Origin of the sequence: Escherichia sp. WS547, from assembly GCF_046486065.1 — a bacterium.
Classification (GTDB): Bacteria; Pseudomonadota; Gammaproteobacteria; order Enterobacterales; family Enterobacteriaceae; genus Escherichia; species Escherichia coli.
In genome coordinates, this window is sequence record NZ_JBJQMA010000003.1 from 70,116 (window position 1) to 94,545 (window position 24,430).

Sequence of the window (24,430 nt, forward strand, 5' to 3'; positions counted from 1 at the left end):
GTACAAATGGCCCGTTGTGCCGCACAACAGGCCGCCATGCACATGCTAATTGCCCGGACAATTAGTGTTGTTTCAGTTTATCTTTATGTTTGGTCAACTGGCGTGCCAGCTTATCAATTAAGCCATCAATGGCAGCGTACATGTCCTGACCTTCCGCGCTGGCATGAATTTCACCACCGTTTACATGCAGTGTTGCATCTGAGGTGTGGGTGACTTTCTCCACTTTCAGAACAACATAGACCTGGTTGATTCGGTCAAAATATTGCTCAAGTTTGGCAAATTTGGCTGTAACAAATTCGCGCAGTGCCTCGGTGATCTCGACGTTATTTCCGGTAATGTTGAGCTGCATAGTGTCTTCCTTATCGGTTGGGTCAAACGAGCTGTTTACGCTGGTTTGACGGCGGAATGGATAAAGACTCTCGGTACTTCGCAACAGTGCGGCGTGCCACCATGATACCTTGTTCCGACAGCAAAGAGGTTAACTTGCTGTCGCTCAACGGTTTCGCTGGGTTTTCCGCCGCGATTAATTTCTTAACCAGCGCACGAATCGCCGTGGAGGAAGCTTCGCCGCCGCCCTCGGTATTGACGTGACTGGAAAAGAAATACTTCAGTTCAAAAATGCCTCGTGGACTATGCAGGTATTTTTGCGTGGTCACGCGAGATATCGTCGATTCATGCATTTCGACAGCCTGGGCGATATCGGCCAGTACCATCGGTTTCATATATTCTTCGCCTTGCTCAAAGAAGGCTTGCTGCTGTTCAACGATACAGCGACTCACGCGCAGTAGCGTATCGTTACGGCTTTCCAGACTCTTGATCAACCATTTGGCATCCTGCAGATTGCTGCGGATAAACTGGCTGTCACCATCGTTGCGCGCGTTATTGCACATCGAGGCGTAGTGCTGGTTGATTTGCAGACGCGGAATGCTGTCACTGTTGAGTTCTACCGTCCAGTGACCGTTATGCTTACGCACCAGCACATCTGGAATGACATACTCAGGTTCGCCCGTCTGGATCGACTGCCCGGGGCGCGGATCGAGCGACTGGATCAGATTGACGGCTTCTTTCAGCACATCTTCTTTCAGACGCGTGACGCGCATTAAAGTGCGGAAGTCGTGATTGGCTAACAGATCGAGATGATCGCTAATGATCAGTCTGGCCTCTTCCAGCCATGGCGTGGTTTTATCGAATTGGGAGAGTTGGATCAGCAGACAGTCACGCAGATCTTTTGCTGCCACACCGACCGGATCAAACCGTTGGATCCGCTTAAGGACGGCTTCAACTTCGTCGATGTCAATCTCTTCATCGCCCATACTTTCGAGAATATCTTCCAGTGGGACAGTCAGATAACCGGTGTCATCAACGGCATCGACGATAGAGGTAGCAATAGCGCGGTCAGTGTCAGAAAACGGTGTCAACTCGACCTGCCACATCAGGTAATCCTGCAAGGTCTGCGTCGTTTCGCCCTGATAGACCGGCAGCTCGTCGTCAATGTAGTCACCGCTGGTGCCGGATGGTGTACCAGCGGTGTAAATGGTGTCCCAACTGGCATCGAGCGGCAGCTCTTCCGGCATCTCTTTTTGTTCGAGCGCGTCGGCGGTGTCCAGCGTTTCACTGTCTTGCGTTTCGCGGGTGTCGATTTCTTCATGAGTGTCGATTTGCTCAAGCAGCGGATTACTCTCCAGCGCCTGCTGTAGCTCCTGCTGAAGTTCCAGCGTCGACAACTGCAACAGACGAATTGCCTGTTGGAGCTGTGGCGTCATCGCCAGTTGTTGGCTAAGCCTGAGTTGCAAACCTTGCTTCATGTTCAGAATCGTACTCTCCTGCTAAAACGTCGCAAACTTCTACCCTATCAGAGTCTGAAGTCTTCCCCAAGGTATACACGCTTAACGTGTTCGTCTTGTAAGATTTCCGTAGGCGTGCCGTGGGCGATCAAATGCCCCTGACTGACGATATAAGCGCGTTCACAAACCGCCAGTGTTTCACGCACGTTGTGGTCAGTGATCAGTACGCCCAGGCCGCTGTCGCGCAGGTGCTCAATGATGCGTTTAATGTCGATAACCGAGATCGGGTCAACCCCGGCAAACGGTTCGTCGAGCAGAATAAATTTCGGATTCGCAGCCAGTGCGCGGGCAATTTCTACACGGCGACGTTCACCCCCGGAGAGTGACTGCCCCATGCTGTCACGCAGGTGCTCAATGTGAAACTCTTCCATCAGCTCGTTCGCGCGGTCTTCACGTTGTTCAGCAGACAAGTCGTCACGAATTTGCAGTACCGCCATCAGGTTATCGTAAACGCTGAGGCGACGGAAAATGGAGGCTTCCTGTGGCAGATAGCCGATACCGCGGCGCGCGCGTGCATGCAGAGGCAGCAGACTGATATCGTCATCATCAATAATGATGTTGCCCGCATCGCGCGGCACAATGCCTACAACCATGTAGAAAGTGGTGGTCTTACCGGCACCGTTTGGCCCCAGCAGACCGACAATTTCCCCGGAGTTGACGGTCAGGCTGACGTCTTCTACCACGCGACGGCCTTTATAGGCTTTTGCAAGGTTCTTTGCAGTTAATGTTGCCATAACGAATTAATTACCCTTCTTCTGTGCCGGGGTCTGGCCTTTGTTGTTTTTGTCCTGCAGCTGCGACGGCACCAGAACGGTGGTTACGCGCTTACCTTTGTCGCTGAAAGCCTGCATTTTCTGCTCTTTCACCAGGTAAGTGATCTTATCGCCCTTAATGTTGCTATCGACCTGCTGCAGATAAGCATTACCCGTCAGAACGACAAAATCTTTTGCCAGTTCGTAGTGCATCTGGGAAGCGTGACCTTCAACGGGTTTACCATTGTCCTGCATCTGGTAGAACGTTGCCGGTTTACCGTAGCCGTCAATCACTTCTTTACCTTGTTCGCCGCCCGGCCGGGTAACGACCACTTTGTCGGCATTAATTTTGATGGTGCCCTGGGTGACGATGACATTACCGGTAAAGGTAACCACGTTGCCTTGCATATCAAGAGATTGCTGGTCCGATTCAATGTGGATCGGCTGATCAGTGTCTCCGGTTACGGCAAATGCCGGAATGCTGGCGGCCAGAAGTGAGCTGGCAAGCACAAGATTAAGGCTGAGTTTGTTTGTTTTGAATTTCATAGGATGTTCTAACCTTTTCAATCAGCTCGGCGTTCTTGCTGCGTAAGTTGCCGCGCATTTTCAGACCGCTGGAGTTAAATGTTGTTCCGTATAACGTGACGAGGTCTTCAGAGGTAACATCCTGCGTCACCAGATTGATCTGCGCGTTATCCGTCGTGATTCTGCGAAGTTGAGAGTCCGGCACAAGTGCGTTGACTTCAACGTGTCCATATAAATAGAGCATCCGGTCATTGGTCAGCTTGGCTTTATCTGCTTTTACGGACCATGTCGGGATTTTATCCTTATCAAACGTGGTAAGTACCGGCTGCGTAAACCACGAAACGGCCTGATCGGAATAATATTCAACATGTTGAGCAATCAATCGATAGCTTAGTGCCCCTTCTGGGTTATAGACGAGCGTGTCCGTATGCTCGCTTTTATAGGTGGGATCATTGTTGTTGACGACCACCTGGGCGGTATCGTCTTTTTCGGCCATATTAATGCCGATCATCACCAGAACCGCCAGTGATAGCACAATGATAACCCAACGTCTGGCTTTACTCATATCGATTGCCCTTTGGCTTCATCCAGTTTGCCCTGCGCCAGGAGTAATAAGTCGCAAACTTCACGCACTGCACCACGACCGCCAGCAATGCGCGTCACGTAATCGGCGCGCGGGAGCAACAGTGGATGCGCATCGGCCACGGCGACGCTTAAACCCACTTTTTCCATTACCGGCCAGTCGATGAGATCATCGCCGACATAAGCCACATTTTCCGGGGCAATCGCCAGTTTTTCCAGCAAATCGCTAAAGGCGATCAGTTTGTTTGACTGCCCCTGATACAAGTGAGTGATCCCCAATGTGGCACAACGATCTTCTACCAGTTTAGCCTTTCGCCCGGTAATGATAGCGACTTCAATATCAGAGGTGAGCGCACAACGAATGCCATAACCGTCACGAACATTGAACGCTTTCAGCTCTTCGCCATTATTGCCCATATAAATCAGGCCATCTGACAGTACGCCATCGACATCGAGGATCAGCAGACGAATGTTCTCTGCTTTTGCTATAACGTCGGCGCTGACAGGGCCGTAACAGGTCGCAAGCGACGCACCTGCTTTGCTCATTGTTGTTTATCCTTGAATCTTTACACTACGCCTGCACGCAGTAAATCATGCATATGTAACACACCGAGTAAATGGTCGCCATCGGCAACCATCACGGAGGTGATATGGCGGGACTGCATTAAGTTCAGTGCCTCAACGGCCAGAATGCCAGGGCGCACACGTATTCCCCCCGGCGTCATCACATCGGCAATACTTAACTGACGAACATCCACGCCCATATCGAAGACACGGCGTAAATCACCGTCGGTAAAGATGCCTTCAATCATCATATTGTCATCGCAAATGACAGTCATACCAAGATTTTTGCGGGTAACTTCCAGCAATGCGTCACGCAGACTGGCCGTTTTCTTAACATGCGGGATCTCATCGCCCGTATGCATAATATCGTTTACGCGCAGCAGAAGTTTACGACCCAGTGCGCCGCCTGGATGTGAGAGCGCAAAATCTTCAGCAGTAAAGCCGCGTGCTTTTAACAGCGCGACAGCGAGGGCATCGCCCATAACCAGCGTGGCGGTGGTGCTGCTGGTCGGTGCCAGCCCTAACGGACAGGCTTCTTTCGCTACTTTAACACACAGATGCACATCTGCGGCGCGCGCCATGCTGCTCTCCGGGCGACCGGTGATGCAGATTAACGGTACGTGAAGACGCTTAAGCACTGGAATTAAGGCCGTGATTTCGCTGGATTCACCTGAGTTAGAGATAGCAATCACCACATCCTGTGGGGTGACCATGCCTAAATCACCATGCGCGGCTTCACCAGGATGGACGAAAAATGAAGGTGTACCGGTGCTGGCAAACGTTGCCGCCATTTTGCGCCCAATATGCCCCGATTTCCCCATCCCCATGACGACAACTTTCCCTTTACACCAGAACATCTTTTCACAGGCAAGCGTGAAATTCTGATTGATGTATTGATCAAGCTCCGCCAGGCATTCACGTTCAATCGCCAGGACTTCTTTACCTGCTTGCTGAAAGTCAAAACCCGGTTGTAACTCTACGTGCGACATAATGCGTTTCCAGTTATTCAACGAGTATTGGCGATAACCAGTACAACATCGCCAGCCATACGATAAATCCGCCTGTTAATAATACCCCTACACCACGGCCCGATTGCGGGGAGCGCCGCCAGCACAGCAACGCAAAAATAATGCTCACCAGCAACATCACGCTGTAGTCACGACTGTACGCCAGTGGATCAATCTCTCCTGGCGTTATCAGCGCGGGTAAACCCAACACGATGACAATATTAAAAATGTTTGCGCCAATGATATTTCCGACAGCAATGTCGTTTTCACCTTTGCGAACCCCCGCTATTGCGGTTGCCAGTTCCGGCAGGCTGGTTCCGATAGCAATTGCCGTCAGACCCATCGTCAACTCGCTGATGGCAAAGTAATTCGCCAGCACCGTGGCGTTATCAACCACCATCCGCGTGGCCACTGGCATGATGATAAGCGCAATGCCGAGCCATAAAAACGCGACGGGCAATCCGCCGTCACGAGGCAGCTCTGCAAGCTGCTCTCTGGTCAGGCTGTCAGTCCCCTGACGTTCAGCCTGACGTGCAAGTTTAACAATGAACAGCAGCCATAGCACAGCCAGAAAGAGGAGAAAGATACCATCGCTGCGACTAAGTTGTCCGTCATAGAGTACGGAACCGGCCACCACGCTGACCAACAACATTAAGGGTAATTCACGGCGTAGAACATCAGAATGGACGGTAAAAGGACGAACCAGCGCAGCCAGACCGAGGATCAGCAATATATTGATAATGTTTGAGCCGAGGGCTGTACCAACGGCTAAATCGCGTTGTTCGTGCAGAGACGCGGCAAGCGAGACGATGATTTCTGGTAACGATGTACCAATACTGACCACCGTCATGCCGATGATCAGCGGCGGGATGCCAAAGGTTCGGCAAAGAATAGACGCGGCAAAAACCAGGCGGTCGGCACTGTAAACGACCAAAAGTAAACCAACAATTAACAGTGCCGTAGCTAAAAGCATCTAACGTCCTTTCTTCAGGTATACTCGCCGGTCCGCTGAAGATTTTCAGAAAGCCGTAACGGATTCTTAATTTTGACTTTATGCGGCTAAAAAGTAAAACAAATGCCAGCTTTCGCTAACCACGGCGGGTAATATTCTGTAAATATGTTGGGTTCAAGGTTAAATTGAGCGCCATGCTTAGAAAATCAACGCAAGACGAAGGGTGAATTATGGAGCAGTCTGTGGCGAATTTAGTCGATATGCGCGATGTCAGTTTTACGCGTGGCAATCGCTGCATCTTCGATAATATTTCCCTGACCGTGCCGCGAGGGAAGATCACGGCGATCATGGGGCCATCGGGCATCGGTAAAACGACGCTACTCCGTCTGATTGGCGGGCAAATCGCACCAGATCATGGTGAGATTCTTTTCGATGGTGAGAATATTCCGGCGATGTCTCGTTCGCGCCTGTATACAGTGCGCAAACGGATGAGCATGTTATTTCAGTCCGGGGCGTTGTTCACTGATATGAACGTATTTGACAACGTCGCCTATCCACTGCGCGAACATACTCAACTTCCCGCGCCATTGTTGCATAGTACGGTGATGATGAAGCTGGAGGCCGTGGGGCTGCGTGGAGCGGCTAAACTAATGCCTTCTGAACTTTCCGGTGGGATGGCGCGGCGTGCAGCGCTGGCGCGTGCGATTGCGCTGGAGCCGGATCTCATCATGTTTGATGAACCCTTTGTTGGGCAAGATCCCATCACCATGGGCGTACTGGTGAAGCTGATTTCTGAGCTGAACAGCGCGCTGGGTGTGACTTGTGTGGTGGTTTCTCACGATGTGCCGGAAGTGTTAAGTATTGCCGATCACGCCTGGATCCTGGCGGACAAAAAAATTGTCGCTCATGGCAGTGCCCAGGCGTTGCAGGCGAATCCTGATCCACGCGTACGTCAGTTTCTGGACGGGATAGCTGACGGGCCTGTTCCGTTCCGCTATCCTGCCGGCGATTATCACGCTGATCTTTTACCAGGGAGTTAAGCCACTCATGCTGTTAAATGCGCTGGCGTCGCTCGGACATAAAGGGATTAAAACCCTGAGAACGTTCGGGCGGGCCGGGTTAATGTTATTCAATGCGCTGGTCGGCAAACCGGAATTTCGCAAACATGCGCCGCTGCTGGTGCGCCAGCTCTATAATGTCGGCGTCCTGTCGATGCTGATTATTGTAGTTTCTGGCGTGTTCATCGGAATGGTGTTGGGGCTGCAAGGTTATCTGGTTCTGACCACTTATAGTGCGGAAACCAGTCTGGGTATGCTGGTGGCGTTATCGCTACTGCGTGAACTGGGGCCGGTGGTTGCCGCGTTGTTGTTTGCCGGGCGTGCTGGTTCGGCGCTAACCGCAGAAATCGGCCTGATGCGCGCTACAGAGCAACTCTCCAGTATGGAGATGATGGCGGTGGATCCGCTGCGTCGGGTTATTTCTCCCCGTTTCTGGGCTGGGGTTATTTCATTACCACTGTTGACGGTTATTTTCGTCGCCGTGGGGATCTGGGGCGGATCTCTGGTCGGCGTCAGTTGGAAAGGCATTGATAGCGGGTTCTTCTGGTCGGCAATGCAAAATGCCGTCGACTGGCGTATGGATCTGGTCAACTGTCTGATTAAGAGCGTGGTGTTCGCCATCACGGTGACGTGGATTTCGTTGTTTAACGGCTACGACGCCATCCCGACGTCTGCCGGGATTAGCCGGGCAACCACTCGCACCGTTGTCCACTCGTCTCTGGCTGTTCTGGGGCTGGATTTTGTGCTGACCGCATTGATGTTTGGGAATTGAGTTCATGCAAACGAAAAAAAATGAAATTTGGGTGGGTATCTTTTTATTAGCAGCACTACTGGCGGCGCTGTTTGTTTGCCTGAAGGCGGCGAACGTGACGTCCATACGTACTGAACCGACCTACACGCTTTATGCGACGTTCGATAACATTGGCGGCCTGAAAGCGCGCTCTCCGGTCAGCATTGGTGGTGTTGTTGTGGGCCGGGTGGCGGATATTACGCTGGACCCGAAAACCTATCTGCCGCGCGTAACGCTGGAAATTGAACAACGTTATAACCACATTCCTGATACCAGTTCGCTGAGCATTCGTACTTCCGGCCTGCTGGGGGAACAATATCTGGCATTAAACGTCGGTTTTGAAGACCCGGAACTGGGGACTGCTATCCTGAAGGATGGCGATACAATTCAGGACACCAAGTCTGCGATGGTGCTGGAAGATCTTATTGGTCAGTTCCTTTACGGTAGTAAAGGCGATGACAATAAGAATAGTGGCGATGCGCCAGCTGCTGCGCCAGGTAATAATGAAACCACTGAACCTGTGGGTACAACGAAATAATTTCAGGAGAACCGACGCATGTTTAAACGTTTAATGATGGTCGCTTTGCTGGTGATTGCACCGCTGAGTGCGGCAACCGCGGCAGACCAGACCAATCCGTATAAGCTGATGGACGAGGCGGCGCAGAAAACGTTCGATCGCCTGAAGAATGAGCAACCGCAAATTCGGGCCAACCCGGATTATCTGCGTACCATTGTCGATCAGGAACTGCTGCCATACGTACAGGTGAAATACGCCGGTGCGCTGGTGCTGGGCCAGTATTACAAGAGTGCGACCCCAGCTCAACGTGAAGCCTACTTTGCCGCTTTCCGTGAGTACCTGAAGCAGGCTTACGGTCAGGCGCTGGCGATGTATCACGGTCAAACCTATCAGATTGCGCCAGAACAGCCGCTGGGTGATAAAACCATTGTGCCTATTCGCGTTACCATTATTGACCCGAATGGTCGCCCGCCGGTGCGTCTGGACTTCCAGTGGCGTAAAAACTCCCAGACGGGCAACTGGCAGGCTTACGACATGATTGCTGAAGGCGTCAGTATGATCACCACCAAACAAAACGAGTGGGGAACGCTGCTGCGTACCAAAGGTATCGACGGCCTGACTGCGCAACTGAAATCGATTTCTCAACAGAAAATCACTCTGGAAGAGAAAAAATAATGAGCGAGTCACTGAGCTGGATGCAGACGGGTGACACGCTGGCGCTATCCGGAGAGCTGGATCAGGACGTTCTGCTACCGCTTTGGGAAATGCGTGAGGAAGCGGTGAAGGGGATTACCTGCATCGATCTTAGCCGTGTGTCCCGCGTGGATACGGGTGGACTGGCACTGCTGCTCCATCTTATCGATCTGGCGAAAAAGCAGGGCAACAACGTGACGCTTCAGGGGGTAAACGATAAAGTGTATACCCTGGCGAAATTGTATAATTTGCCTGCTGATGTTCTGCCTCGTTAAATTTTTTCAGGCCGGATATGGCGTTAACCGCCTGTCCGGCAAACCTGCCTGCAAGTCGAGCCTTGTCTGATTTATCAGCGAGGCTTTTTGCTTATTTATGCCAGCGCAACTTTGCTCTAAGATGTTTCGCTGGTTTATTAACTGATGATTGAAGATCCCATGGAAAATAATGAAATTCAGAGCGTGTTGATGAACGCTCTCTCCCTCCAGGAAGTCCACGTTTCCGGCGATGGCAGCCACTTTCAGGTTATTGCCGTGGGTGAGTTGTTTGACGGCATGAGTCGGGTTAAAAAACAGCAGACGGTCTATGGCCCGCTGATGGAATATATTGCGGATAACCGCATTCATGCTGTGTCGATCAAAGCGTATACCCCTGCGGAGTGGGCGCGCGATCGCAAACTGAACGGCTTTTGAGCTATGGGCGATTCGCCGGTAGCGGATATGAATTGTTAACTGAGAACAAACTAAATGGATAAATTTCGTGTTCAGGGGCCAACGAAGCTCCAGGGCGAAGTCACAATTTCCGGCGCTAAAAATGCTGCTCTGCCTATCCTTTTTGCCGCACTACTGGCGGAAGAACCGGTAGAGATCCAGAACGTCCCGAAACTGAAAGACGTCGATACATCAATGAAGCTGCTAAGCCAGCTGGGTGCGAAAGTAGAACGTAATGGTTCTGTGCATATTGATGCCCGCGACGTTAATGTATTCTGCGCACCTTACGATCTGGTTAAAACCATGCGTGCTTCTATCTGGGCACTGGGGCCGCTGGTAGCGCGCTTTGGTCAGGGGCAAGTTTCACTGCCTGGCGGTTGTACGATCGGTGCACGTCCGGTTGATCTACACATTTCTGGCCTCGAACAATTAGGCGCGACCATCAAACTGGAAGAAGGTTACGTTAAAGCTTCCGTCGATGGTCGTCTGAAAGGCGCACATATCGTGATGGATAAAGTCAGCGTTGGCGCAACGGTGACCATCATGTGTGCTGCAACCCTGGCGGAAGGCACCACGATTATTGAAAACGCAGCGCGTGAACCGGAAATCGTCGATACTGCGAACTTCCTGATTACGCTGGGTGCGAAAATTAGCGGTCAGGGCACCGATCGTATCGTCATCGAAGGTGTGGAACGTTTAGGCGGCGGTGTCTATCGCGTGCTACCGGATCGTATCGAAACCGGTACTTTCCTGGTGGCGGCGGCGATCTCTCGCGGCAAAATTATCTGCCGTAACGCGCAGCCAGATACTCTCGACGCCGTGCTGGCGAAACTGCGTGACGCTGGAGCAGACATCGAAGTCGGCGAAGACTGGATTAGCCTGGATATGCATGGCAAACGTCCGAAGGCTGTTAACGTACGTACCGCGCCGCATCCGGCATTCCCGACCGATATGCAGGCCCAGTTCACGCTGTTGAACCTGGTGGCAGAAGGGACCGGCTTCATCACCGAAACGGTCTTTGAAAACCGCTTTATGCATGTGCCAGAGCTGAGCCGTATGGGCGCGCACGCCGAAATCGAAAGCAATACCGTTATTTGTCACGGTGTTGAAAAACTTTCTGGCGCACAGGTTATGGCAACCGATCTGCGTGCATCAGCAAGCCTGGTGCTGGCTGGCTGTATTGCGGAAGGGACGACGGTAGTTGATCGTATTTATCACATCGATCGTGGCTACGAACGCATTGAAGACAAACTGCGCGCTTTAGGTGCAAATATTGAGCGTGTGAAAGGCGAGTAATTGTCTGAGAGCTGGCAGCCCCGTTCGCGGGGCTACCGCCAGACCACTCATTTTTTCGGTTTAGTGTAGCTACGCATCAACTGTGTTCTGTCGATAAACTCATGGGTCTGCGGATCATGGTAGCGAGATGGCCAGATAATCCAGGGGTCAGTTCCCAGGGCTTTCGCAATAATCATCTCTCCTTTCGGCCAGGGGCGCGATAATGCGTTCGCCAGCGTTGAGGAACTCAAACCATTTCTGCGAGATTCCGCCGCCATTGACGTTCCCTTCTTGCGCAAACCCGCAATGATGTCAGCGGGATGCCAGTCAATGAAATTACTTTCCATCTTTCCTCACTCCTTAAGTTAGTCGCTTTCATTCAGAACACTTCTTCTGTCGAGCATCACTATACTCCTGATGGCCTATTGCTCTAAAAAGTTCCTGTAAAGAGTGTGAATATTCAGAATATATAAAGATGTACAGCCCTATTTTTCAGGTGCTATAGAGCTGAATAAGTGTTTTTATGGAACTTATTGGAATCATCCCACGCACTGCGCGGGATGCGGGGAGGGGATTAACGATCGCGTTGAACAGCGATGTGCGCGAGGCCGATGAGTGCTTCTCGCCACGGGGTGTCCGGGAGCACCTGTAACGCTGCGATGGCTTTGTCTGCTTCTTCCTCGGCACGCTGACGCGTCCATTCAAGAGATCCACAAGCGTTCATTGCTTCCAGAACCGGTTCCAGAAGATGGCGACCGTTACCCTGTTCGATGGCGGTACGAATCATCTGTGCCTGTTCTGGTGTGCCATGATGCATTGCATGCAGCAGCGGCAGCGTCGGTTTACCTTCGTTCAGATCGTCGCCGACGTTTTTACCTAACTGTTCGCCATCGGCATTGTAATCGAGTAAATCGTCGATCAACTGGAAAGCAGTGCCGAGATAGCGCCCATAATCCTGCAGGCCTTTCTCCTCCTCCGGCGTACAGCCAGCCAGAATACCGGAACACTGCGCGGCAGCCTCAAACAGACGCGCGGTTTTGCTATAGATAACGCGCATGTAGTTTTCTTCAGTGATGTCCGGATCGTTAACGTTCATCAGTTGCAGAACTTCACCTTCTGCGATGACGTTTACGGCTTCTGACATGACTTCCAGCACTTTGAGCGAGCCGAGGCTGGTCATCATCTGGAACGCGCGGGTATAAATAAAATCGCCTACCAGCACGCTGGCGGCATTGCCAAATGCGGCGTTGGCGGTAGCTTTACCCCTGCGCATATCTGATTCATCCACAACGTCGTCGTGCAGCAGAGTCGCCGTGTGGATAAACTCGATCAGGGCAGCAATGGTGACATGCGCATTTCCCTCATAGCCAACAGCTCGTGCAGCCAGTACAGCAATCATCGGACGAATACGTTTACCGCCGCCGCTGACGATGTAATAGCCTAACTGATTGATCAGTTGGACGTCGGAATTAAGCTGCTCAAGGATTGCCGCATTAACACCCGCCATATCTTGCGCGGTTAACTCATTGATTTTTTCTAAATTCATCGCAAAAGCCGGGCTTTTCGCCCCGATTACCTTACTGTGAACAAAGGCAACTTAGGGTTTATGGTTAGGAATATAGGGTGATTGTACTGAAAAAATGGCACAGATAAACGTTACCGTACAAGTTGTGTTTTTTTTCTTCGTGTATTGACTGTAGCACTTGTCAAAGGCGTGCGTTTTGCGTAATATTCGCGCCCTATTGTGAATATTTATAGCGCACTCTGAATCATTGAAAAGGTGTGCGCGGAAGCGGAGTTTTATATGTACGCGGTTTTCCAAAGTGGTGGTAAACAACACCGAGTAAGCGAAGGTCAGACCGTTCGCCTGGAAAAGCTGGACATCGCAACTGGCGAAACTGTTGAGTTCGCTGAAGTGCTGATGATCGCAAACGGTGAAGAAGTCAAAATCGGCGTTCCTTTCGTTGATGGCGGCGTAATCAAAGCTGAAGTTGTTGCTCACGGTCGTGGCGAGAAAGTTAAAATCGTTAAGTTTCGTCGTCGTAAACACTATCGTAAGCAGCAGGGCCATCGTCAGTGGTTCACTGATGTGAAAATTACTGGCATCAGCGCCTAAGACCTGAGGAGAGATTTCAAATGGCACATAAAAAGGCTGGCGGCTCCACACGTAACGGTCGCGATTCAGAAGCTAAACGCCTGGGCGTTAAGCGTTTCGGTGGCGAATCCGTTCTGGCGGGTAGCATCATCGTTCGTCAACGTGGTACCAAATTCCACGCTGGCGCTAACGTAGGTTGCGGTCGTGACCACACTCTGTTTGCTAAAGCAGACGGTAAAGTGAAATTCGAAGTTAAAGGCCCGAAAAACCGTAAATTTATCAGCATCGAAGCTGAATAAGTTTTTCGCGTCCTGGTAACGGATGAAAGCCCCGCAACACGTTGCGGGGCTTTTTACATTCGATAACCGGTAAAAATGCGCATGGTGCGACGTTAATTCGCAAATGCGCTTTGCAGGGAATACGGTATGAAGCAGCAGGCAGGCATTGGCATTCTTTTGGCGCTCACCACAGCAATTTGCTGGGGGGCGTTGCCAATCGCAATGAAGCAGGTGCTGGAGGTGATGGAACCTCCGACAATCGTGTTTTACCGTTTCTTGATGGCGAGTATTGGCCTTGGTGCCATTCTTGCGGTGAAGAAGAGGTTGCCGCCATTACGCGTGTTTCGTAAGCCACGCTGGTTGATTTTGTTGGCAGTGGCGACCGCCGGGCTGTTTGGGAACTTCATCCTGTTCAGCTCATCCTTGCAATACCTGAGTCCGACCGCTTCGCAGGTGATTGGGCAACTCTCGCCAGTTGGCATGATGGTTGCCAGCGTATTTATCCTGAAAGAGAAAATGCGCAGCACTCAGGTTGTAGGGGCATTGATGCTCCTGAGCGGCCTGGTGATGTTTTTTAACACCAGTCTGGTCGAGATATTTACAAAGCTCACCGATTACACCTGGGGAGTTATCTTTGGGGTCGGTGCTGCGACGGTTTGGGTGAGTTATGGCGTGGCGCAAAAGGTTTTATTGCGTCGGCTGGCCTCACCGCAGATTCTGTTTTTACTGTACACTTTATGTACAATTGCGCTCTTCCCTCTGGCAAAGCCTGGAGTGATAGCGCAGCTTAGCCACTGGCAGCTCGCATGTTTAATTTTTTGCGGACTGAATACATTGGTAGGATATGGCGCCCTGGCGGAAGCGATGGCTCGCTGGCAGGCAGCGCAGGTGAGCGCGATCATTACGCTCACCCCACTGTTTACGCTGTTTTTTTCAGATCTTTTATCACTGGCCTGGCCCGATTTCTTCGCCAGACCGATGTTAAACCTTTTAGGTTATCTCGGTGCGTTTGTCGTGGTTGCGGGCGCGATGTATTCCGCCATTGGTCATCGTATTTGGGGCGGATTACGTAAGCATACAACGGTGGTATCGCAACCCCGCGCAGGCGAATGATTTACGGAGAATAAAATGAAGTTTGTTGATGAAGCATCGATTCTGGTCGTTGCAGGTGATGGCGGTAATGGTTGCGTGAGCTTCCGCCGCGAAAAGTATATTCCGAAAGGCGGCCCGGATGGCGGCGACGGCGGTGACGGCGGTGACGTATGGATGGAAGCCGACGAGAACCTGAACACGCTTATCGATTATCGTTTTGAAAAATCTTTCCGCGCAGAGCGTGGTCAGAATGGCGCAAGCCGCGACTGTACCGGTAAGCGCGGTAAAGACGTGACGATTAAAGTGCCGGTAGGTACGCGTGTTATCGACCAGGGTACCGGTGAAACCATGGGCGATATGACCAAACACGGTCAGCGTCTGCTGGTTGCCAAGGGCGGCTGGCACGGTCTGGGCAATACCCGTTTCAAATCGTCAGTTAACCGTACACCACGGCAGAAAACTAACGGTACGCCGGGCGATAAGCGTGAGCTGCTGCTGGAGCTGATGCTGCTGGCTGACGTCGGTATGTTGGGGATGCCAAACGCGGGTAAATCGACCTTTATTCGCGCGGTATCGGCGGCTAAACCGAAAGTGGCGGATTATCCGTTTACCACTCTGGTGCCAAGTCTGGGTGTGGTACGAATGGACAACGAAAAGAGCTTCGTTGTTGCCGATATTCCAGGACTGATTGAAGGCGCTGCGGAAGGCGCAGGTCTGGGCATTCGCTTCCTGAAGCACCTGGAACGTTGCCGCGTCCTGTTGCACCTCATCGATATCGATCCGATTGACGGCACCGATCCGGTTGAAAACGCGCGTATTATTATCAGCGAGCTGGAAAAATACAGCCAGGATCTGGCGGCGAAACCGCGTTGGTTAGTCTTCAACAAGATCGATCTGCTGGATAAGGCAGAAGCCGAAGAGAAAGCGAAAGCGATCGCTGAAGCGTTGGGCTGGGAAGATAAATATTATCTGATCTCTGCGGCGAGCGGACTGGGCGTGAAAGATCTCTGCTGGGATGTGATGACCTTTATCATTGAAAACCCGGTCGTGCAGGCTGAAGAAGCGAAACAGCCAGAGAAAGTCGAATTCATGTGGGATGATTATCACCGCCAGCAGCTTGAAGAGATTGCTGAAGAGGATGATGAAGACTGGGATGACGATTGGGACGAAGACGACGAAGAAGGCGTTGAGTTCATTTACAAGCGTTAATCAGCAAAACCCCGGCCATGCGCCGGGGTTTCTTTTTGACTAATTGTTCTGATAAATATCTTTGTACAAACGGCTTTCAAAACGCACTAACGGAATACGGCGATTACGCTGATCCGCGGGTTCTACTGCATAGCCAGAAAGATATTGTACAAATGCCATTCGTTGCCCGCTCGCTGTGGTAATGAATCCCGCCAGGTTATATACCCCCTGCAACGAACCGGTTTTCGCTGAGACTTTGCCATCCACGCCCGCCTGATGCAGACCTGCACGGTACTGCAAAGAGCCGTCATAGCCCGCCAGCGGCAGCATGGAGATAAAGTTAAGTTCATTGTCGTGTTGGGCAATGTATTGCAGCACCTGCATCATGGTGGCGGGGGCAATCAGGTTATGCCGCGAAAGCCCTGAACCATCGGCAATAATGGTGTTTCCAATATCGACACCGGCTTGCTGGCGCAGGATCTGACGCACGGCGTCCGACCCGGCCCGCCATGTTCCAGGCACATTGAAGCGCGCATGGCCTATCATGCGGAAAACCGTATCGGCGATCATGTTGTCCGACTTTTTCAGCATAATCTTAAGCAGATCGTGCAGCGGGGCCGACTGTTTACTGGCAACTACCGTTCCAGGTTCGTTAACCTGAGTCTGGCGCAGCAGTGTTCCGCTCCAGGTGATACCCGCCTGTTTTAACTCATCTTTCAGAATTGCCCCGGCATAGCTGGCTCCATCCTGCACGGCAAAAGCCAACGGGAGCGGCTCAGAACGTTGCGGCAGGCATCCCGTCAGCGTAAAGCGGTTCAGGTCGCCTGGTACGACATCCAGTTCGCAGTATTGCGCTTCGGCAGAACCACGGGGGAGGGTGCGTACCTGGCTGAACATCGTAACGGGGTAATAAGATGCCACGCGTATAAAAGCCATATCACCAGGTTTTGGGGCACTGTAGAGCGAGACGGAGAAACAGTTGCGGTCAACTATGGCGGCGGCAGGCGGAGCGCTAAAGCATTGTGTCATGTCATTCCATGGCCAGCCGGGGGCTTTATCGTGGCTGGCGAAAATGGAGGTATCTATCAACACATTGCCATCGATTTGGTTGACGCCAGATTTTTTCAAAGTCGCGACCATATTGCGAATATCCTGACGTTTTAACGTCGGATCGGCACCAAATCGCGCCACTAAGTCACCCTTAAGTACGCCGTTTTCCACATTACCTTTGGTTTCAAGCGTCGTGGTAAAACGAAAATCGGGGCCGAGTTGAATCAACGCCGCTAGCGCTGTAATCACTTTCTGCGTACTGGCGGGCAGCGCCATCTGCTGACTGTGGTAATCAATAGCGGGGGCCGACGCGCCGACTTTTTGCACCATCAGGGCAAGGTTGGCACCAGCGGGGAGTTGAGTAATATACTCATCAACATTTGCGGCCTGAACACTGAACGCTATACAGCTGGTCAATCCGATGATAAATCTGGAAAATCGCATAATCTCGCGCTAACAACCTGGAATCGAGCCGTCATACTACGGCGCAACGCCCTATAAAGTAAACGATGACCCTTCGGGAACTTCAGGGTAAAATGACTATCAAAATGTGAATTGTAGCTGACCTGGGACTTGTACCCGGGTCGGTATTTTTTTGCTTCTGGTCCCGGTGAGGAGTTATGCCGGGCAGGCCGAACAGCCGGGGTGGGTGAAGACTTGCCCCATCAGGAATATTCAAGAGGTATAACAAATGCAAGCTATTCCGATGACCTTACGCGGCGCTGAAAAATTACGCGAAGAGCTGGATTTTCTGAAATCTGTGCGCCGTCCTGAAATCATTGCTGCTATCGCGGAAGCGCGTGAGCATGGCGACCTGAAAGAAAACGCCGAATACCACGCAGCTCGTGAACAGCAGGGCTTCTGCGAAGGCCGTATCAAAGACATCGAAGCCAAGCTGTCGAACGCGCAGGTGATTGATGTCACCAAAATGCCCAACAATGGGCGCGTTATTTTTGGTGCTACCGTAACGGTGCTGAATCTCGATTCTGACGAAGAACAGACTTATCGCATCGTTGGCGATGACGAAGCTGACTTTAAACAAAACCTGATTTCTGTAAACTCGCCTATTGCTCGTGGCCTGATCGGCAAAGAAGAAGATGATGTTGTGGTCATCAAAACGCCGGGCGGCGAAGTAGAATTTGAAGTAATTAAGGTGGAATACCTGTAAGAATTACCCAATACTCAAGATGTTGATGTATTGTAAAGAAAGGAAAAAGGCCGCTATGCGGCCTTTTATCAACGAACAGAGCGTGGCATTTTGCTCTCCTGCCTGCGGAAAACCCCTCGTTTTACACAGCAAATGTGTGTAACTTTAGGATAATCTTAGCGTGGCAGCGAGATTTTACGTTCTTTAGTTGGGCGATAAAGCACCAGCGTTTTACCGATGACCTGTACATTACAGGCGCCGGTTTCGCGCACGATAGCTTCCACGATCAAGGTTTTAGTTTCGCGATCTTCGGTGGCGATTTTCACCTTGATGAGTTCATGGTGCTCTAACGCTTGTTCAATCTCGGCCAGCACCCCTTCGGTCAAACCATTACTGCCAAGCAGAACAACTGGCTTGAGCGGATGTGCCAGACCTTTCAGGTGCTGTTTTTGTTTAGTACTCAGATTCATCGTATTTTTTGCTTACGTTGGGATTGAAAACGGGTCATTCTACCGCCATCTCCCATATATCACCAAATAGGCGCGTAAAAATTTACGCAATTGGTTACGATGAGTTATCCCCATGGGAAAGTTAAATGACAGGTAAGAAGCGTTCTGCCAGCTCCAGCCGCTGGCTTCAGGAACACTTTAGCGATAAATATGTTCAACAGGCACAGAAAAAGGGGTTACGTTCCCGTGCCTGGTTTAAACTTGATGAAATACAGCAAAGTGACAAACTCTTTAAACCGGGAATGACGGTTGTCGACCTTGGTGCTGCTCCGGGTGGTTGGTCACAATATGTGGTCACCCAAATTGGCGGCAAAGGCCGCATCATCGCTTGCGATCTTTTACCTATGGATCCTATCGTTGGTGTGGACTTTCTTCAGGGCGATTTTCGTGATGAACTGGTGATGAAAGCACTGCTGGAGCGCGTTGGCGACAGCAAAGTCCAGGTTGTCATGTCCGATATGGCACCAAACATGAGCGGAACACCGGCGGTGGATATCCCCCGTGCCATGTATCTGGTGGAACTGGCGCTAGAAATGTGTCGTGATGTATTAGCGCCAGGTGGCAGTTTTGTAGTGAAGGTGTTCCAGGGCGAAGGTTTCGATGAGTATCTAAGGGAAATTCGCTCCCTGTTTACGAAGGTCAAAGTTCGTAAGCCGGACTCTTCTCGTGCACGTTCGCGGGAAGTGTATATTGTAGCGACCGGGCGTAAACCCTAACCGGGAGATTTCAGACGAAAGTTTGAAAGATGCTGGATATAGAGTATCCTGACGCTGTTTTTAACACAGTTGTAATAAGAGGTTAATCCCTTGAGTGACATGGCGAAAAACCTAATACTCTGGCTGGTCATTGCCGTTGTGCTGATGTCAGTATTCCAGAGCTTTGGGCCCAGCGAGTCTAATGGCCGTAAGGTGGATTACTCTACCTTCCTACAAGAGGTCAATAACGACCAGGTTCGTGAAGCGCGTATCAACGGACGTGAAATCAACGTTACCAAGAAAGATAGTAACCGTTATACCACTTACATTCCGGTTCAGGATCCGAAATTACTGGATAACCTGTTGACCAAGAACGTCAAGGTTGTCGGTGAACCGCCTGAAGAACCAAGCCTGCTGGCTTCTATCTTCATCTCCTGGTTCCCGATGCTGTTGCTGATTGGTGTCTGGATCTTCTTCATGCGTCAAATGCAAGGCGGCGGTGGCAAAGGTGCCATGTCGTTTGGTAAGAGCAAAGCGCGCATGCTGACTGAAGATCAGATCAAAACGACCTTTGCTGACGTTGCGGGCTGCGACGAAGCAAAAGAAGAAGTTGCTGAACTGGTTGAGTATCTGCGCGAGCCGAGCCGCTTCCAGAAACTCGGCGGTAAGATCCCGAAAGGCGTTCTGATGGTCGGTCCTCCGGGTACCGGTAAAACGCTGCTGGCGAAAGCGATTGCAGGCGAAGCGAAAGTTCCGTTCTTTACTATCTCCGGTTCTGACTTCGTCGAAATGTTCGTCGGTGTGGGTGCATCCCGTGTTCGTGACATGTTCGAACAGGCGAAGAAAGCGGCACCGTGTATCATCTTTATCGATGAAATCGACGCCGTAGGCCGCCAGCGTGGCGCAGGCCTGGGCGGTGGTCACGATGAACGTGAACAGACTCTGAACCAGATGCTGGTTGAGATGGATGGCTTCGAAGGTAACGAAGGTATCATCGTTATCGCCGCAACTAACCGTCCGGACGTTCTCGACCCGGCGCTGCTGCGTCCTGGCCGTTTCGACCGTCAGGTTGTGGTTGGCTTGCCAGATGTTCGCGGTCGTGAGCAGATCCTGAAAGTTCACATGCGTCGTGTACCATTGGCACCCGATATCGACGCGGCAATCATTGCCCGTGGTACTCCAGGTTTCTCCGGTGCTGACCTGGCGAACCTGGTGAACGAAGCGGCACTGTTCGCTGCTCGTGGCAACAAACGCGTTGTGTCGATGGTTGAGTTCGAGAAAGCGAAAGACAAAATCATGATGGGTGCGGAACGTCGCTCCATGGTGATGACGGAAGCGCAGAAAGAATCGACGGCTTACCACGAAGCGGGTCACGCGATTATCGGTCGCCTGGTGCCGGAACACGATCCGGTGCACAAAGTGACGATTATCCCACGCGGTCGTGCGCTGGGTGTGACTTTCTTCTTGCCTGAGGGCGACGCAATCAGCGCCAGCCGTCAGAAACTGGAAAGCCAGATTTCTACGCTGTACGGTGGTCGTCTGGCAGAAGAGATCATCTACGGGCCGGAACATGTTTCTACCGGTGCGTCCAACGATATTAAAGTTGCGACCAACCTGGCACGTAACATGGTGACTCAGTGGGGCTTCTCTGAGAAATTGGGTCCACTGCTGTACGCGGAAGAAGAAGGTGAAGTGTTCCTCGGCCGTAGCGTAGCGAAAGCGAAACATATGTCCGATGAAACTGCACGTATCATCGACCAGGAAGTGAAAGCACTGATTGAGCGTAACTATAATCGTGCGCGTCAGCTTCTGACCGACAATATGGATATTCTGCATGCGATGAAAGATGCTCTCATGAAATATGAGACTATCGACGCACCGCAGATTGATGACCTGATGGCACGTCGCGATGTACGTCCGCCAGCGGGCTGGGAAGAACCAGGCGCTTCTAACAATTCTGGCGACAATGGTAGTCCAAAGGCTCCACGTCCGGTTGATGAACCGCGTACGCCGAACCCGGGTAACACCATGTCAGAGCAGTTAGGCGACAAGTAAGTTCCCGCATCAGATGACTGTATTTGTACCGAAAACCCCGGGGCGTGCTCCGGGGTTTTTTCTTATCAATTCATACTAGGGATAACACCATGAAACTCTATGCCCAGGGCACTTCACTGGACCTTAGCCATCCTCACGTAATGGGGATCCTCAACGTCACGCCTGATTCCTTTTCGGATGGCGGCACGCATAACTCGCTGATAGATGCGGTGAAACATGCGAATCTGATGATCAACGCTGGCGCGACGATCATTGACGTTGGTGGTGAGTCCACGCGCCCAGGGGCGGCGGAAGTTAGCGTTGAAGAAGAGTTGCAACGTGTTATTCCTGTGGTTGAGGCAATTGCTCAACGCTTCGAAGTCTGGATCTCGGTAGATACATCCAAACCAGAAGTCATCCGTGAGTCAGCGAAAGTTGGCGCTCACATTATTAACGATATCCGCTCCCTTTCCGAACCTGGCGCTCTGGAGGCGGCTGCAGAAACCGGTTTACCGGTTTGTCTGATGCATATGCAGGGAAATCCAAAAACCATGCAGGAAGCCCCGAAGTATGACGATGTCTTTGCAGAAGTGAATCGCTACTTTATTGAGCAAATAGCACGTTGCGAGCAGGCGGGTATCGCAAAAGAGAAATTGTTGCTCGACCCCGGATTCGGTTTCGGTAAAAATCTCTCCCATAACTATTCATTACTGGCGCGCCTGGCTGAATTTCATCATTTCAACCTGCCGCTGTTGGTGGGTATGTCACGAAAATCGATGATTGGGCAATTGCTGAACGTGGGGCCATCTGAGCGTCTGAGCGGTAGTCTGGCTTGTGCGGTCATTGCCGCTATGCAAGGCGCGCATATCATTCGTGTTCATGACGTCAAAGAAACCGTAGAAGCGATGCGGGTGGTGGAAGCCACTCTGTCTGCAAAGGAAAACAAACGCTATGAGTAATCGTAAATATTTCGGTACCGATGGGATTCGTGGTCGTGTAGGGGATGCGCCGATCACCCCTGATTTTGTGCTTAAGCTGGGTTGGGCCGCGGGTAAAGTGCTGGCGCGCCACGGCTCCCGTAAGATCATTATTGGTAAAGACACGCGTATTTCTGGCTATATGCTGGAGTCAGCACTGGAAGCGGGTCTGGCGGCTGCGGGCCTTTCCGCACTCTTTACAGGCCCGATGCCTACACCTGCCGTGGCTTATCTGACGCGTACCTTCCGCGCAGAGGCCGGGATTGTAATTTCTGCATCGCATAACCCATTCTACGATAACGGCATTAAATTCTTTTCTATTGACGGTACTAAGCTGCCGGATGCAGTTGAAGAAGCCATCGAAGCGGAAATGGAAAAAGAGATCAGCTGTGTTGATTCGGCAGAACTGGGTAAAGCCAGCCGTATCGTTGATGCTGCGGGTCGCTATATCGAGTTTTGCAAAGCCACGTTCCCGAACGAACTTAGCCTCAGTGAACTGAAGATTGTGGTGGATTGCGCAAACGGTGCGACTTATCACATCGCGCCGAACGTGCTGCGCGAACTGGGGGCGAACGTTATCGCTATCGGTTGTGAGCCGAACGGTGTAAACATCAATGCCGAAGTGGGGGCTACCGACGTTCGCGCGCTCCAGGCTCGTGTGCTGGCTGAAAAAGCGGATCTCGGTATTGCCTTCGACGGCGACGGCGATCGCGTGATTATGGTTGACCATGAAGGCAATAAAGTCGATGGCGATCAGATCATGTATATCATCGCGCGTGAAGGTCTTCGTCAGGGCCAGCTGCGTGGTGGCGCGGTGGGTACATTGATGAGCAACATGGGGCTTGAACTGGCGCTGAAACAGTTAGGTATTCCATTTGCGCGCGCGAAAGTGGGTGACCGCTACGTACTGGAAAAAATGCAGGAGAAAGGCTGGCGTATCGGTGCAGAGAACTCCGGTCATGTGATCCTGCTGGATAAAACCACTACCGGTGACGGCATCGTTGCTGGCTTGCAGGTGCTGGCGGCGATGGCACGTAATCATATGAGCCTGCACGACCTTTGCAGCGGCATGAAAATGTTCCCGCAGATTCTGGTTAACGTGCGTTACACCGCAGGTAGCGGCGATCCGCTGGAGCATGAATCAGTCAAAGCTGTGACCGCAGAAGTTGAAGCGGCGCTGGGTAGCCGTGGACGCGTTTTGCTGCGTAAATCTGGCACCGAGCCGTTAATTCGCGTGATGGTAGAAGGTGAAGACGAAGCGCAGGTAACTGAATTTGCACACCGTATCGCCGATGCAGTAAAAGCCGTTTAAAGCGTTAGATGACTGGCTAAAAAGGCGGCGATTGTCGCCTTTTTTCTCGGCGAACACATCGGTTTTGCTGTTTTTTTCCGCAGTTGATACAATGCGATAAAATTGCCCTTGCGAAGGTCATTCGCTTTGGTTAGTATTCACACCCGCTTCAGTGGGAAAGATTAAAAACTCCCGCTTTATTGGTTGAAGCATTGGTACGCGGCAACTCCGCAAGGAACAGGTTGATTATGTACGAAGCTCTTTTGGTAGTTTTCCTTATTGTGGCAATTGGCCTTGTTGGTCTGATCATGCTGCAGCAAGGTAAAGGCGCTGATATGGGAGCCTCCTTCGGAGCAGGCGCTTCCGCTACGCTGTTTGGTTCAAGTGGTTCTGGTAACTTCATGACCCGCATGACGGCGCTGCTGGCAACGTTATTCTTCATCATCAGTCTGGTACTGGGTAACATCAATAGCAACAAAACCAATAAAGGTAGCGAATGGGAAAACCTGAGTGCGCCGGCCAAAACCGAACAAACTCAGCCAGCTGCTCCGGCTAAGCCGACCAGCGATATCCCGAACTAAAAAGTAGTATCCGTGCCGAGGTGGTGGAATTGGTAGACACGCTACCTTGAGGTGGTAGTGCCCAATAGGGCTTACGGGTTCAAGTCCCGTCCTCGGTACCAAATTCCAGAAAAGAGACGCTGAAAAGCGTCTTTTTTCGTTTTGGTCCTGATCTGAGGAATGGTTGTCAGGTATCTGTATCTCGTCCAGTTGCTTTACTCGTAGCTGGTACTTTGAAACGATGGTGC

29 protein-coding genes and 1 tRNA gene are annotated in these 24,430 nt (G+C 51.6%); 18 read left to right on the plus strand and 12 right to left on the minus strand.

Annotated elements, in window-relative coordinates; translation table 11 throughout:
* Window positions 1–61: 61 nt before the first annotated feature.
* The 8 genes from hpf to ACJHWK_RS04030 are packed head-to-tail and all read right to left on the minus strand — an operon-like array spanning window position 62 to window position 6,247.
* Window positions 62–349 carry a ribosome hibernation promoting factor gene (hpf, locus tag ACJHWK_RS03995; protein WP_001176599.1) on the minus strand — a complete coding sequence of 96 codons (288 nt, stop codon included), beginning with the start codon at window positions 347–349 and terminating at the stop codon, window positions 62–64.
* A 22-nt stretch (window positions 350–371) separates the two neighbouring features.
* Window positions 372–1,805, minus strand: a complete 1,434-nt coding sequence (gene rpoN, locus ACJHWK_RS04000; RefSeq protein WP_000809051.1) for an RNA polymerase factor sigma-54 — start codon at window positions 1,803–1,805, stop codon at window positions 372–374.
* A 47-nt stretch (window positions 1,806–1,852) separates the two neighbouring features.
* On the minus strand, window positions 1,853–2,578 hold the full coding sequence (lptB, locus tag ACJHWK_RS04005) for an LPS export ABC transporter ATP-binding protein (RefSeq protein ID WP_000224099.1): 726 nt from the start codon (window positions 2,576–2,578) through the stop codon (window positions 1,853–1,855).
* 6 nt (window positions 2,579–2,584) lie between these two features.
* On the minus strand, window positions 2,585–3,142 hold the full coding sequence (gene lptA, locus ACJHWK_RS04010; RefSeq protein ID WP_000669785.1) for a lipopolysaccharide ABC transporter substrate-binding protein LptA: 558 nt from the start codon (window positions 3,140–3,142) through the stop codon (window positions 2,585–2,587).
* Window positions 3,111–3,686 carry an LPS export ABC transporter periplasmic protein LptC gene (gene lptC / locus ACJHWK_RS04015; RefSeq protein WP_000030537.1) on the minus strand — a complete coding sequence of 192 codons (576 nt, stop codon included), beginning with the start codon at window positions 3,684–3,686 and terminating at the stop codon, window positions 3,111–3,113. The genes lptA and lptC overlap by 32 nt, the downstream gene beginning before the upstream one ends.
* A complete protein-coding gene (gene kdsC / locus ACJHWK_RS04020; RefSeq protein ID WP_000030006.1) occupies window positions 3,683–4,249 on the minus strand; it encodes a 3-deoxy-manno-octulosonate-8-phosphatase KdsC in 567 nt (188 codons plus the stop codon). Before kdsC ends, lptC begins: the two co-directional genes overlap by 4 nt.
* A gap of 20 nt (window positions 4,250–4,269) precedes the next feature.
* Entirely contained in the window at window positions 4,270–5,256 is a 987-nt protein-coding gene (gene kdsD / locus ACJHWK_RS04025) for an arabinose-5-phosphate isomerase KdsD (protein WP_001295557.1), read from the minus strand.
* A 13-nt stretch (window positions 5,257–5,269) separates the two neighbouring features.
* On the minus strand, window positions 5,270–6,247 hold the full coding sequence (locus ACJHWK_RS04030) for a calcium/sodium antiporter (protein ID WP_000922873.1): 978 nt from the start codon (window positions 6,245–6,247) through the stop codon (window positions 5,270–5,272).
* A 209-nt stretch (window positions 6,248–6,456) separates the two neighbouring features.
* Between ACJHWK_RS04030 and mlaF the strand changes: the two genes are divergently transcribed.
* The 7 genes from mlaF to murA all read left to right on the plus strand — a co-directional run bounded on the left by mlaF (window position 6,457) and on the right by murA (window position 11,287).
* Window positions 6,457–7,266 (plus strand): phospholipid ABC transporter ATP-binding protein MlaF, encoded by an 810-nt coding sequence (gene mlaF, locus ACJHWK_RS04035; RefSeq protein ID WP_000438245.1) that lies wholly within the window; start codon window positions 6,457–6,459, stop codon window positions 7,264–7,266.
* Window positions 7,267–7,273: 7 nt separating this feature from the next.
* Window positions 7,274–8,056, plus strand: a complete 783-nt coding sequence (mlaE, locus tag ACJHWK_RS04040; RefSeq protein ID WP_000925795.1) for a lipid asymmetry maintenance ABC transporter permease subunit MlaE — start codon at window positions 7,274–7,276, stop codon at window positions 8,054–8,056.
* Window positions 8,057–8,060: 4 nt separating this feature from the next.
* Window positions 8,061–8,612, plus strand: a complete 552-nt coding sequence (mlaD, locus tag ACJHWK_RS04045) for an outer membrane lipid asymmetry maintenance protein MlaD (protein WP_001296448.1) — start codon at window positions 8,061–8,063, stop codon at window positions 8,610–8,612.
* A gap of 18 nt (window positions 8,613–8,630) precedes the next feature.
* Complete coding sequence (gene mlaC, locus ACJHWK_RS04050) at window positions 8,631–9,266, plus strand: phospholipid-binding protein MlaC (RefSeq protein WP_000476487.1); 636 nt, start codon at window positions 8,631–8,633, stop codon at window positions 9,264–9,266.
* Window positions 9,266–9,559 (plus strand): lipid asymmetry maintenance protein MlaB, encoded by a 294-nt coding sequence (gene mlaB / locus ACJHWK_RS04055; RefSeq protein WP_000004488.1) that lies wholly within the window; start codon window positions 9,266–9,268, stop codon window positions 9,557–9,559. Before mlaC ends, mlaB begins: the two co-directional genes overlap by 1 nt.
* Window positions 9,560–9,718: 159 nt before the next feature.
* Window positions 9,719–9,973, plus strand: coding sequence for a BolA family iron metabolism protein IbaG (gene ibaG, locus ACJHWK_RS04060; protein WP_000429656.1), 255 nt, complete (start codon window positions 9,719–9,721; stop codon window positions 9,971–9,973).
* Window positions 9,974–10,027: 54 nt separating this feature from the next.
* Complete coding sequence (murA, locus tag ACJHWK_RS04065; RefSeq protein WP_000357259.1) at window positions 10,028–11,287, plus strand: UDP-N-acetylglucosamine 1-carboxyvinyltransferase; 1,260 nt, start codon at window positions 10,028–10,030, stop codon at window positions 11,285–11,287.
* 47 nt (window positions 11,288–11,334) lie between these two features.
* On the opposite strand, the gene sfsB is transcribed toward murA, so the two are convergent.
* Window positions 11,335–11,613 (minus strand): DNA-binding transcriptional regulator SfsB, encoded by a 279-nt coding sequence (gene sfsB, locus ACJHWK_RS04070; protein ID WP_000445407.1) that lies wholly within the window; start codon window positions 11,611–11,613, stop codon window positions 11,335–11,337.
* Between the two features lie 227 nt (window positions 11,614–11,840).
* Complete coding sequence (ispB, locus tag ACJHWK_RS04075; protein WP_001047336.1) at window positions 11,841–12,812, minus strand: octaprenyl diphosphate synthase; 972 nt, start codon at window positions 12,810–12,812, stop codon at window positions 11,841–11,843.
* Between the two features lie 258 nt (window positions 12,813–13,070).
* Here ispB and rplU point away from each other — a divergent pair, with 258 nt between their 5' ends.
* The 4 genes from rplU (at window position 13,071) to cgtA (ending at window position 15,940) form a co-directional block, all read left to right on the plus strand.
* A complete protein-coding gene (gene rplU, locus ACJHWK_RS04080) occupies window positions 13,071–13,382 on the plus strand; it encodes a 50S ribosomal protein L21 (protein WP_000271401.1) in 312 nt (103 codons plus the stop codon).
* Window positions 13,383–13,402: 20 nt separating this feature from the next.
* The gene (gene rpmA, locus ACJHWK_RS04085) at window positions 13,403–13,660 is read left to right on the plus strand and encodes a 50S ribosomal protein L27 (RefSeq protein WP_000940595.1); all 258 of its coding nucleotides are present in this window, start codon (window positions 13,403–13,405) and stop codon (window positions 13,658–13,660) included.
* Between the two features lie 126 nt (window positions 13,661–13,786).
* Entirely contained in the window at window positions 13,787–14,752 is a 966-nt protein-coding gene (locus ACJHWK_RS04090) for a DMT family transporter (RefSeq protein ID WP_000813037.1), read from the plus strand.
* Window positions 14,753–14,767: 15 nt separating this feature from the next.
* Window positions 14,768–15,940, plus strand: a complete 1,173-nt coding sequence (gene cgtA, locus ACJHWK_RS04095; protein ID WP_000673561.1) for an Obg family GTPase CgtA — start codon at window positions 14,768–14,770, stop codon at window positions 15,938–15,940.
* Between the two features lie 39 nt (window positions 15,941–15,979).
* Here the strand turns inward: cgtA and dacB are convergent, their stop codons facing one another.
* Entirely contained in the window at window positions 15,980–17,413 is a 1,434-nt protein-coding gene (gene dacB, locus ACJHWK_RS04100) for a serine-type D-Ala-D-Ala carboxypeptidase (RefSeq protein ID WP_001212619.1), read from the minus strand.
* A 247-nt stretch (window positions 17,414–17,660) separates the two neighbouring features.
* Here dacB and greA point away from each other — a divergent pair, with 247 nt between their 5' ends.
* Window positions 17,661–18,137 (plus strand): transcription elongation factor GreA, encoded by a 477-nt coding sequence (gene greA / locus ACJHWK_RS04105; protein WP_001148001.1) that lies wholly within the window; start codon window positions 17,661–17,663, stop codon window positions 18,135–18,137.
* A gap of 155 nt (window positions 18,138–18,292) precedes the next feature.
* Here the strand turns inward: greA and yhbY are convergent, their stop codons facing one another.
* Window positions 18,293–18,586, minus strand: coding sequence for a ribosome assembly RNA-binding protein YhbY (yhbY, locus tag ACJHWK_RS04110; protein ID WP_001054420.1), 294 nt, complete (start codon window positions 18,584–18,586; stop codon window positions 18,293–18,295).
* A gap of 125 nt (window positions 18,587–18,711) precedes the next feature.
* On the opposite strand from yhbY, the gene rlmE reads away from it, so the two are divergent.
* The 6 genes from rlmE to ACJHWK_RS04140 all read left to right on the plus strand — a co-directional run bounded on the left by rlmE (window position 18,712) and on the right by ACJHWK_RS04140 (window position 24,304).
* Window positions 18,712–19,341: a 23S rRNA (uridine(2552)-2'-O)-methyltransferase RlmE gene (rlmE, locus tag ACJHWK_RS04115; RefSeq protein ID WP_000145975.1), complete on the plus strand. Its 630-nt coding sequence runs from the start codon at window positions 18,712–18,714 to the stop codon at window positions 19,339–19,341.
* A gap of 99 nt (window positions 19,342–19,440) precedes the next feature.
* Window positions 19,441–21,375 (plus strand): ATP-dependent zinc metalloprotease FtsH, encoded by a 1,935-nt coding sequence (gene ftsH, locus ACJHWK_RS04120; protein WP_001107467.1) that lies wholly within the window; start codon window positions 19,441–19,443, stop codon window positions 21,373–21,375.
* Between the two features lie 89 nt (window positions 21,376–21,464).
* Window positions 21,465–22,313: a dihydropteroate synthase gene (gene folP / locus ACJHWK_RS04125; RefSeq protein WP_001603854.1), complete on the plus strand. Its 849-nt coding sequence runs from the start codon at window positions 21,465–21,467 to the stop codon at window positions 22,311–22,313.
* A complete protein-coding gene (glmM, locus tag ACJHWK_RS04130; RefSeq protein ID WP_000071137.1) occupies window positions 22,306–23,643 on the plus strand; it encodes a phosphoglucosamine mutase in 1,338 nt (445 codons plus the stop codon). Before folP ends, glmM begins: the two co-directional genes overlap by 8 nt.
* A 227-nt stretch (window positions 23,644–23,870) precedes the next feature.
* Window positions 23,871–24,203 (plus strand): preprotein translocase subunit SecG, encoded by a 333-nt coding sequence (secG, locus tag ACJHWK_RS04135; RefSeq protein WP_001295556.1) that lies wholly within the window; start codon window positions 23,871–23,873, stop codon window positions 24,201–24,203.
* 14 nt (window positions 24,204–24,217) lie between these two features.
* Window positions 24,218–24,304 (plus strand) — tRNA-Leu (locus ACJHWK_RS04140).
* Window positions 24,305–24,430: the final 126 nt, after the last annotated feature.

Bases quoted from the DNA above. Each gene is read 5' to 3' on its own strand.
- hpf (WP_001176599.1), bottom strand. From the start codon at position 349: ATGCAGCTCAACATTACCGGAAATAACGTCGAGATCACCGAGGCACTG.
- rpoN (WP_000809051.1), bottom strand. From the start codon at position 1,805: ATGAAGCAAGGTTTGCAACTCAGGCTTAGCCAACAACTGGCGATGACG.
- lptB (WP_000224099.1), bottom strand. From the start codon at position 2,578: ATGGCAACATTAACTGCAAAGAACCTTGCAAAAGCCTATAAAGGCCGT.
- lptA (WP_000669785.1), bottom strand. From the start codon at position 3,142: ATGAAATTCAAAACAAACAAACTCAGCCTTAATCTTGTGCTTGCCAGC.
- lptC (WP_000030537.1), bottom strand. From the start codon at position 3,686: ATGAGTAAAGCCAGACGTTGGGTTATCATTGTGCTATCACTGGCGGTT.
- kdsC (WP_000030006.1), bottom strand. From the start codon at position 4,249: ATGAGCAAAGCAGGTGCGTCGCTTGCGACCTGTTACGGCCCTGTCAGC.
- kdsD (WP_001295557.1), bottom strand. From the start codon at position 5,256: ATGTCGCACGTAGAGTTACAACCGGGTTTTGACTTTCAGCAAGCAGGT.
- ACJHWK_RS04030 (WP_000922873.1), bottom strand. From the start codon at position 6,247: ATGCTTTTAGCTACGGCACTGTTAATTGTTGGTTTACTTTTGGTCGTT.
- mlaF (WP_000438245.1), top strand. From the start codon at position 6,457: ATGGAGCAGTCTGTGGCGAATTTAGTCGATATGCGCGATGTCAGTTTT.
- mlaE (WP_000925795.1), top strand. From the start codon at position 7,274: ATGCTGTTAAATGCGCTGGCGTCGCTCGGACATAAAGGGATTAAAACC.
- mlaD (WP_001296448.1), top strand. From the start codon at position 8,061: ATGCAAACGAAAAAAAATGAAATTTGGGTGGGTATCTTTTTATTAGCA.
- mlaC (WP_000476487.1), top strand. From the start codon at position 8,631: ATGTTTAAACGTTTAATGATGGTCGCTTTGCTGGTGATTGCACCGCTG.
- mlaB (WP_000004488.1), top strand. From the start codon at position 9,266: ATGAGCGAGTCACTGAGCTGGATGCAGACGGGTGACACGCTGGCGCTA.
- ibaG (WP_000429656.1), top strand. From the start codon at position 9,719: ATGGAAAATAATGAAATTCAGAGCGTGTTGATGAACGCTCTCTCCCTC.
- murA (WP_000357259.1), top strand. From the start codon at position 10,028: ATGGATAAATTTCGTGTTCAGGGGCCAACGAAGCTCCAGGGCGAAGTC.
- sfsB (WP_000445407.1), bottom strand. From the start codon at position 11,613: ATGGAAAGTAATTTCATTGACTGGCATCCCGCTGACATCATTGCGGGT.
- ispB (WP_001047336.1), bottom strand. From the start codon at position 12,812: ATGAATTTAGAAAAAATCAATGAGTTAACCGCGCAAGATATGGCGGGT.
- rplU (WP_000271401.1), top strand. From the start codon at position 13,071: ATGTACGCGGTTTTCCAAAGTGGTGGTAAACAACACCGAGTAAGCGAA.
- rpmA (WP_000940595.1), top strand. From the start codon at position 13,403: ATGGCACATAAAAAGGCTGGCGGCTCCACACGTAACGGTCGCGATTCA.
- ACJHWK_RS04090 (WP_000813037.1), top strand. From the start codon at position 13,787: ATGAAGCAGCAGGCAGGCATTGGCATTCTTTTGGCGCTCACCACAGCA.
- cgtA (WP_000673561.1), top strand. From the start codon at position 14,768: ATGAAGTTTGTTGATGAAGCATCGATTCTGGTCGTTGCAGGTGATGGC.
- dacB (WP_001212619.1), bottom strand. From the start codon at position 17,413: ATGCGATTTTCCAGATTTATCATCGGATTGACCAGCTGTATAGCGTTC.
- greA (WP_001148001.1), top strand. From the start codon at position 17,661: ATGCAAGCTATTCCGATGACCTTACGCGGCGCTGAAAAATTACGCGAA.
- yhbY (WP_001054420.1), bottom strand. From the start codon at position 18,586: ATGAATCTGAGTACTAAACAAAAACAGCACCTGAAAGGTCTGGCACAT.
- rlmE (WP_000145975.1), top strand. From the start codon at position 18,712: ATGACAGGTAAGAAGCGTTCTGCCAGCTCCAGCCGCTGGCTTCAGGAA.
- ftsH (WP_001107467.1), top strand. From the start codon at position 19,441: ATGGCGAAAAACCTAATACTCTGGCTGGTCATTGCCGTTGTGCTGATG.
- folP (WP_001603854.1), top strand. From the start codon at position 21,465: ATGAAACTCTATGCCCAGGGCACTTCACTGGACCTTAGCCATCCTCAC.
- glmM (WP_000071137.1), top strand. From the start codon at position 22,306: ATGAGTAATCGTAAATATTTCGGTACCGATGGGATTCGTGGTCGTGTA.
- secG (WP_001295556.1), top strand. From the start codon at position 23,871: ATGTACGAAGCTCTTTTGGTAGTTTTCCTTATTGTGGCAATTGGCCTT.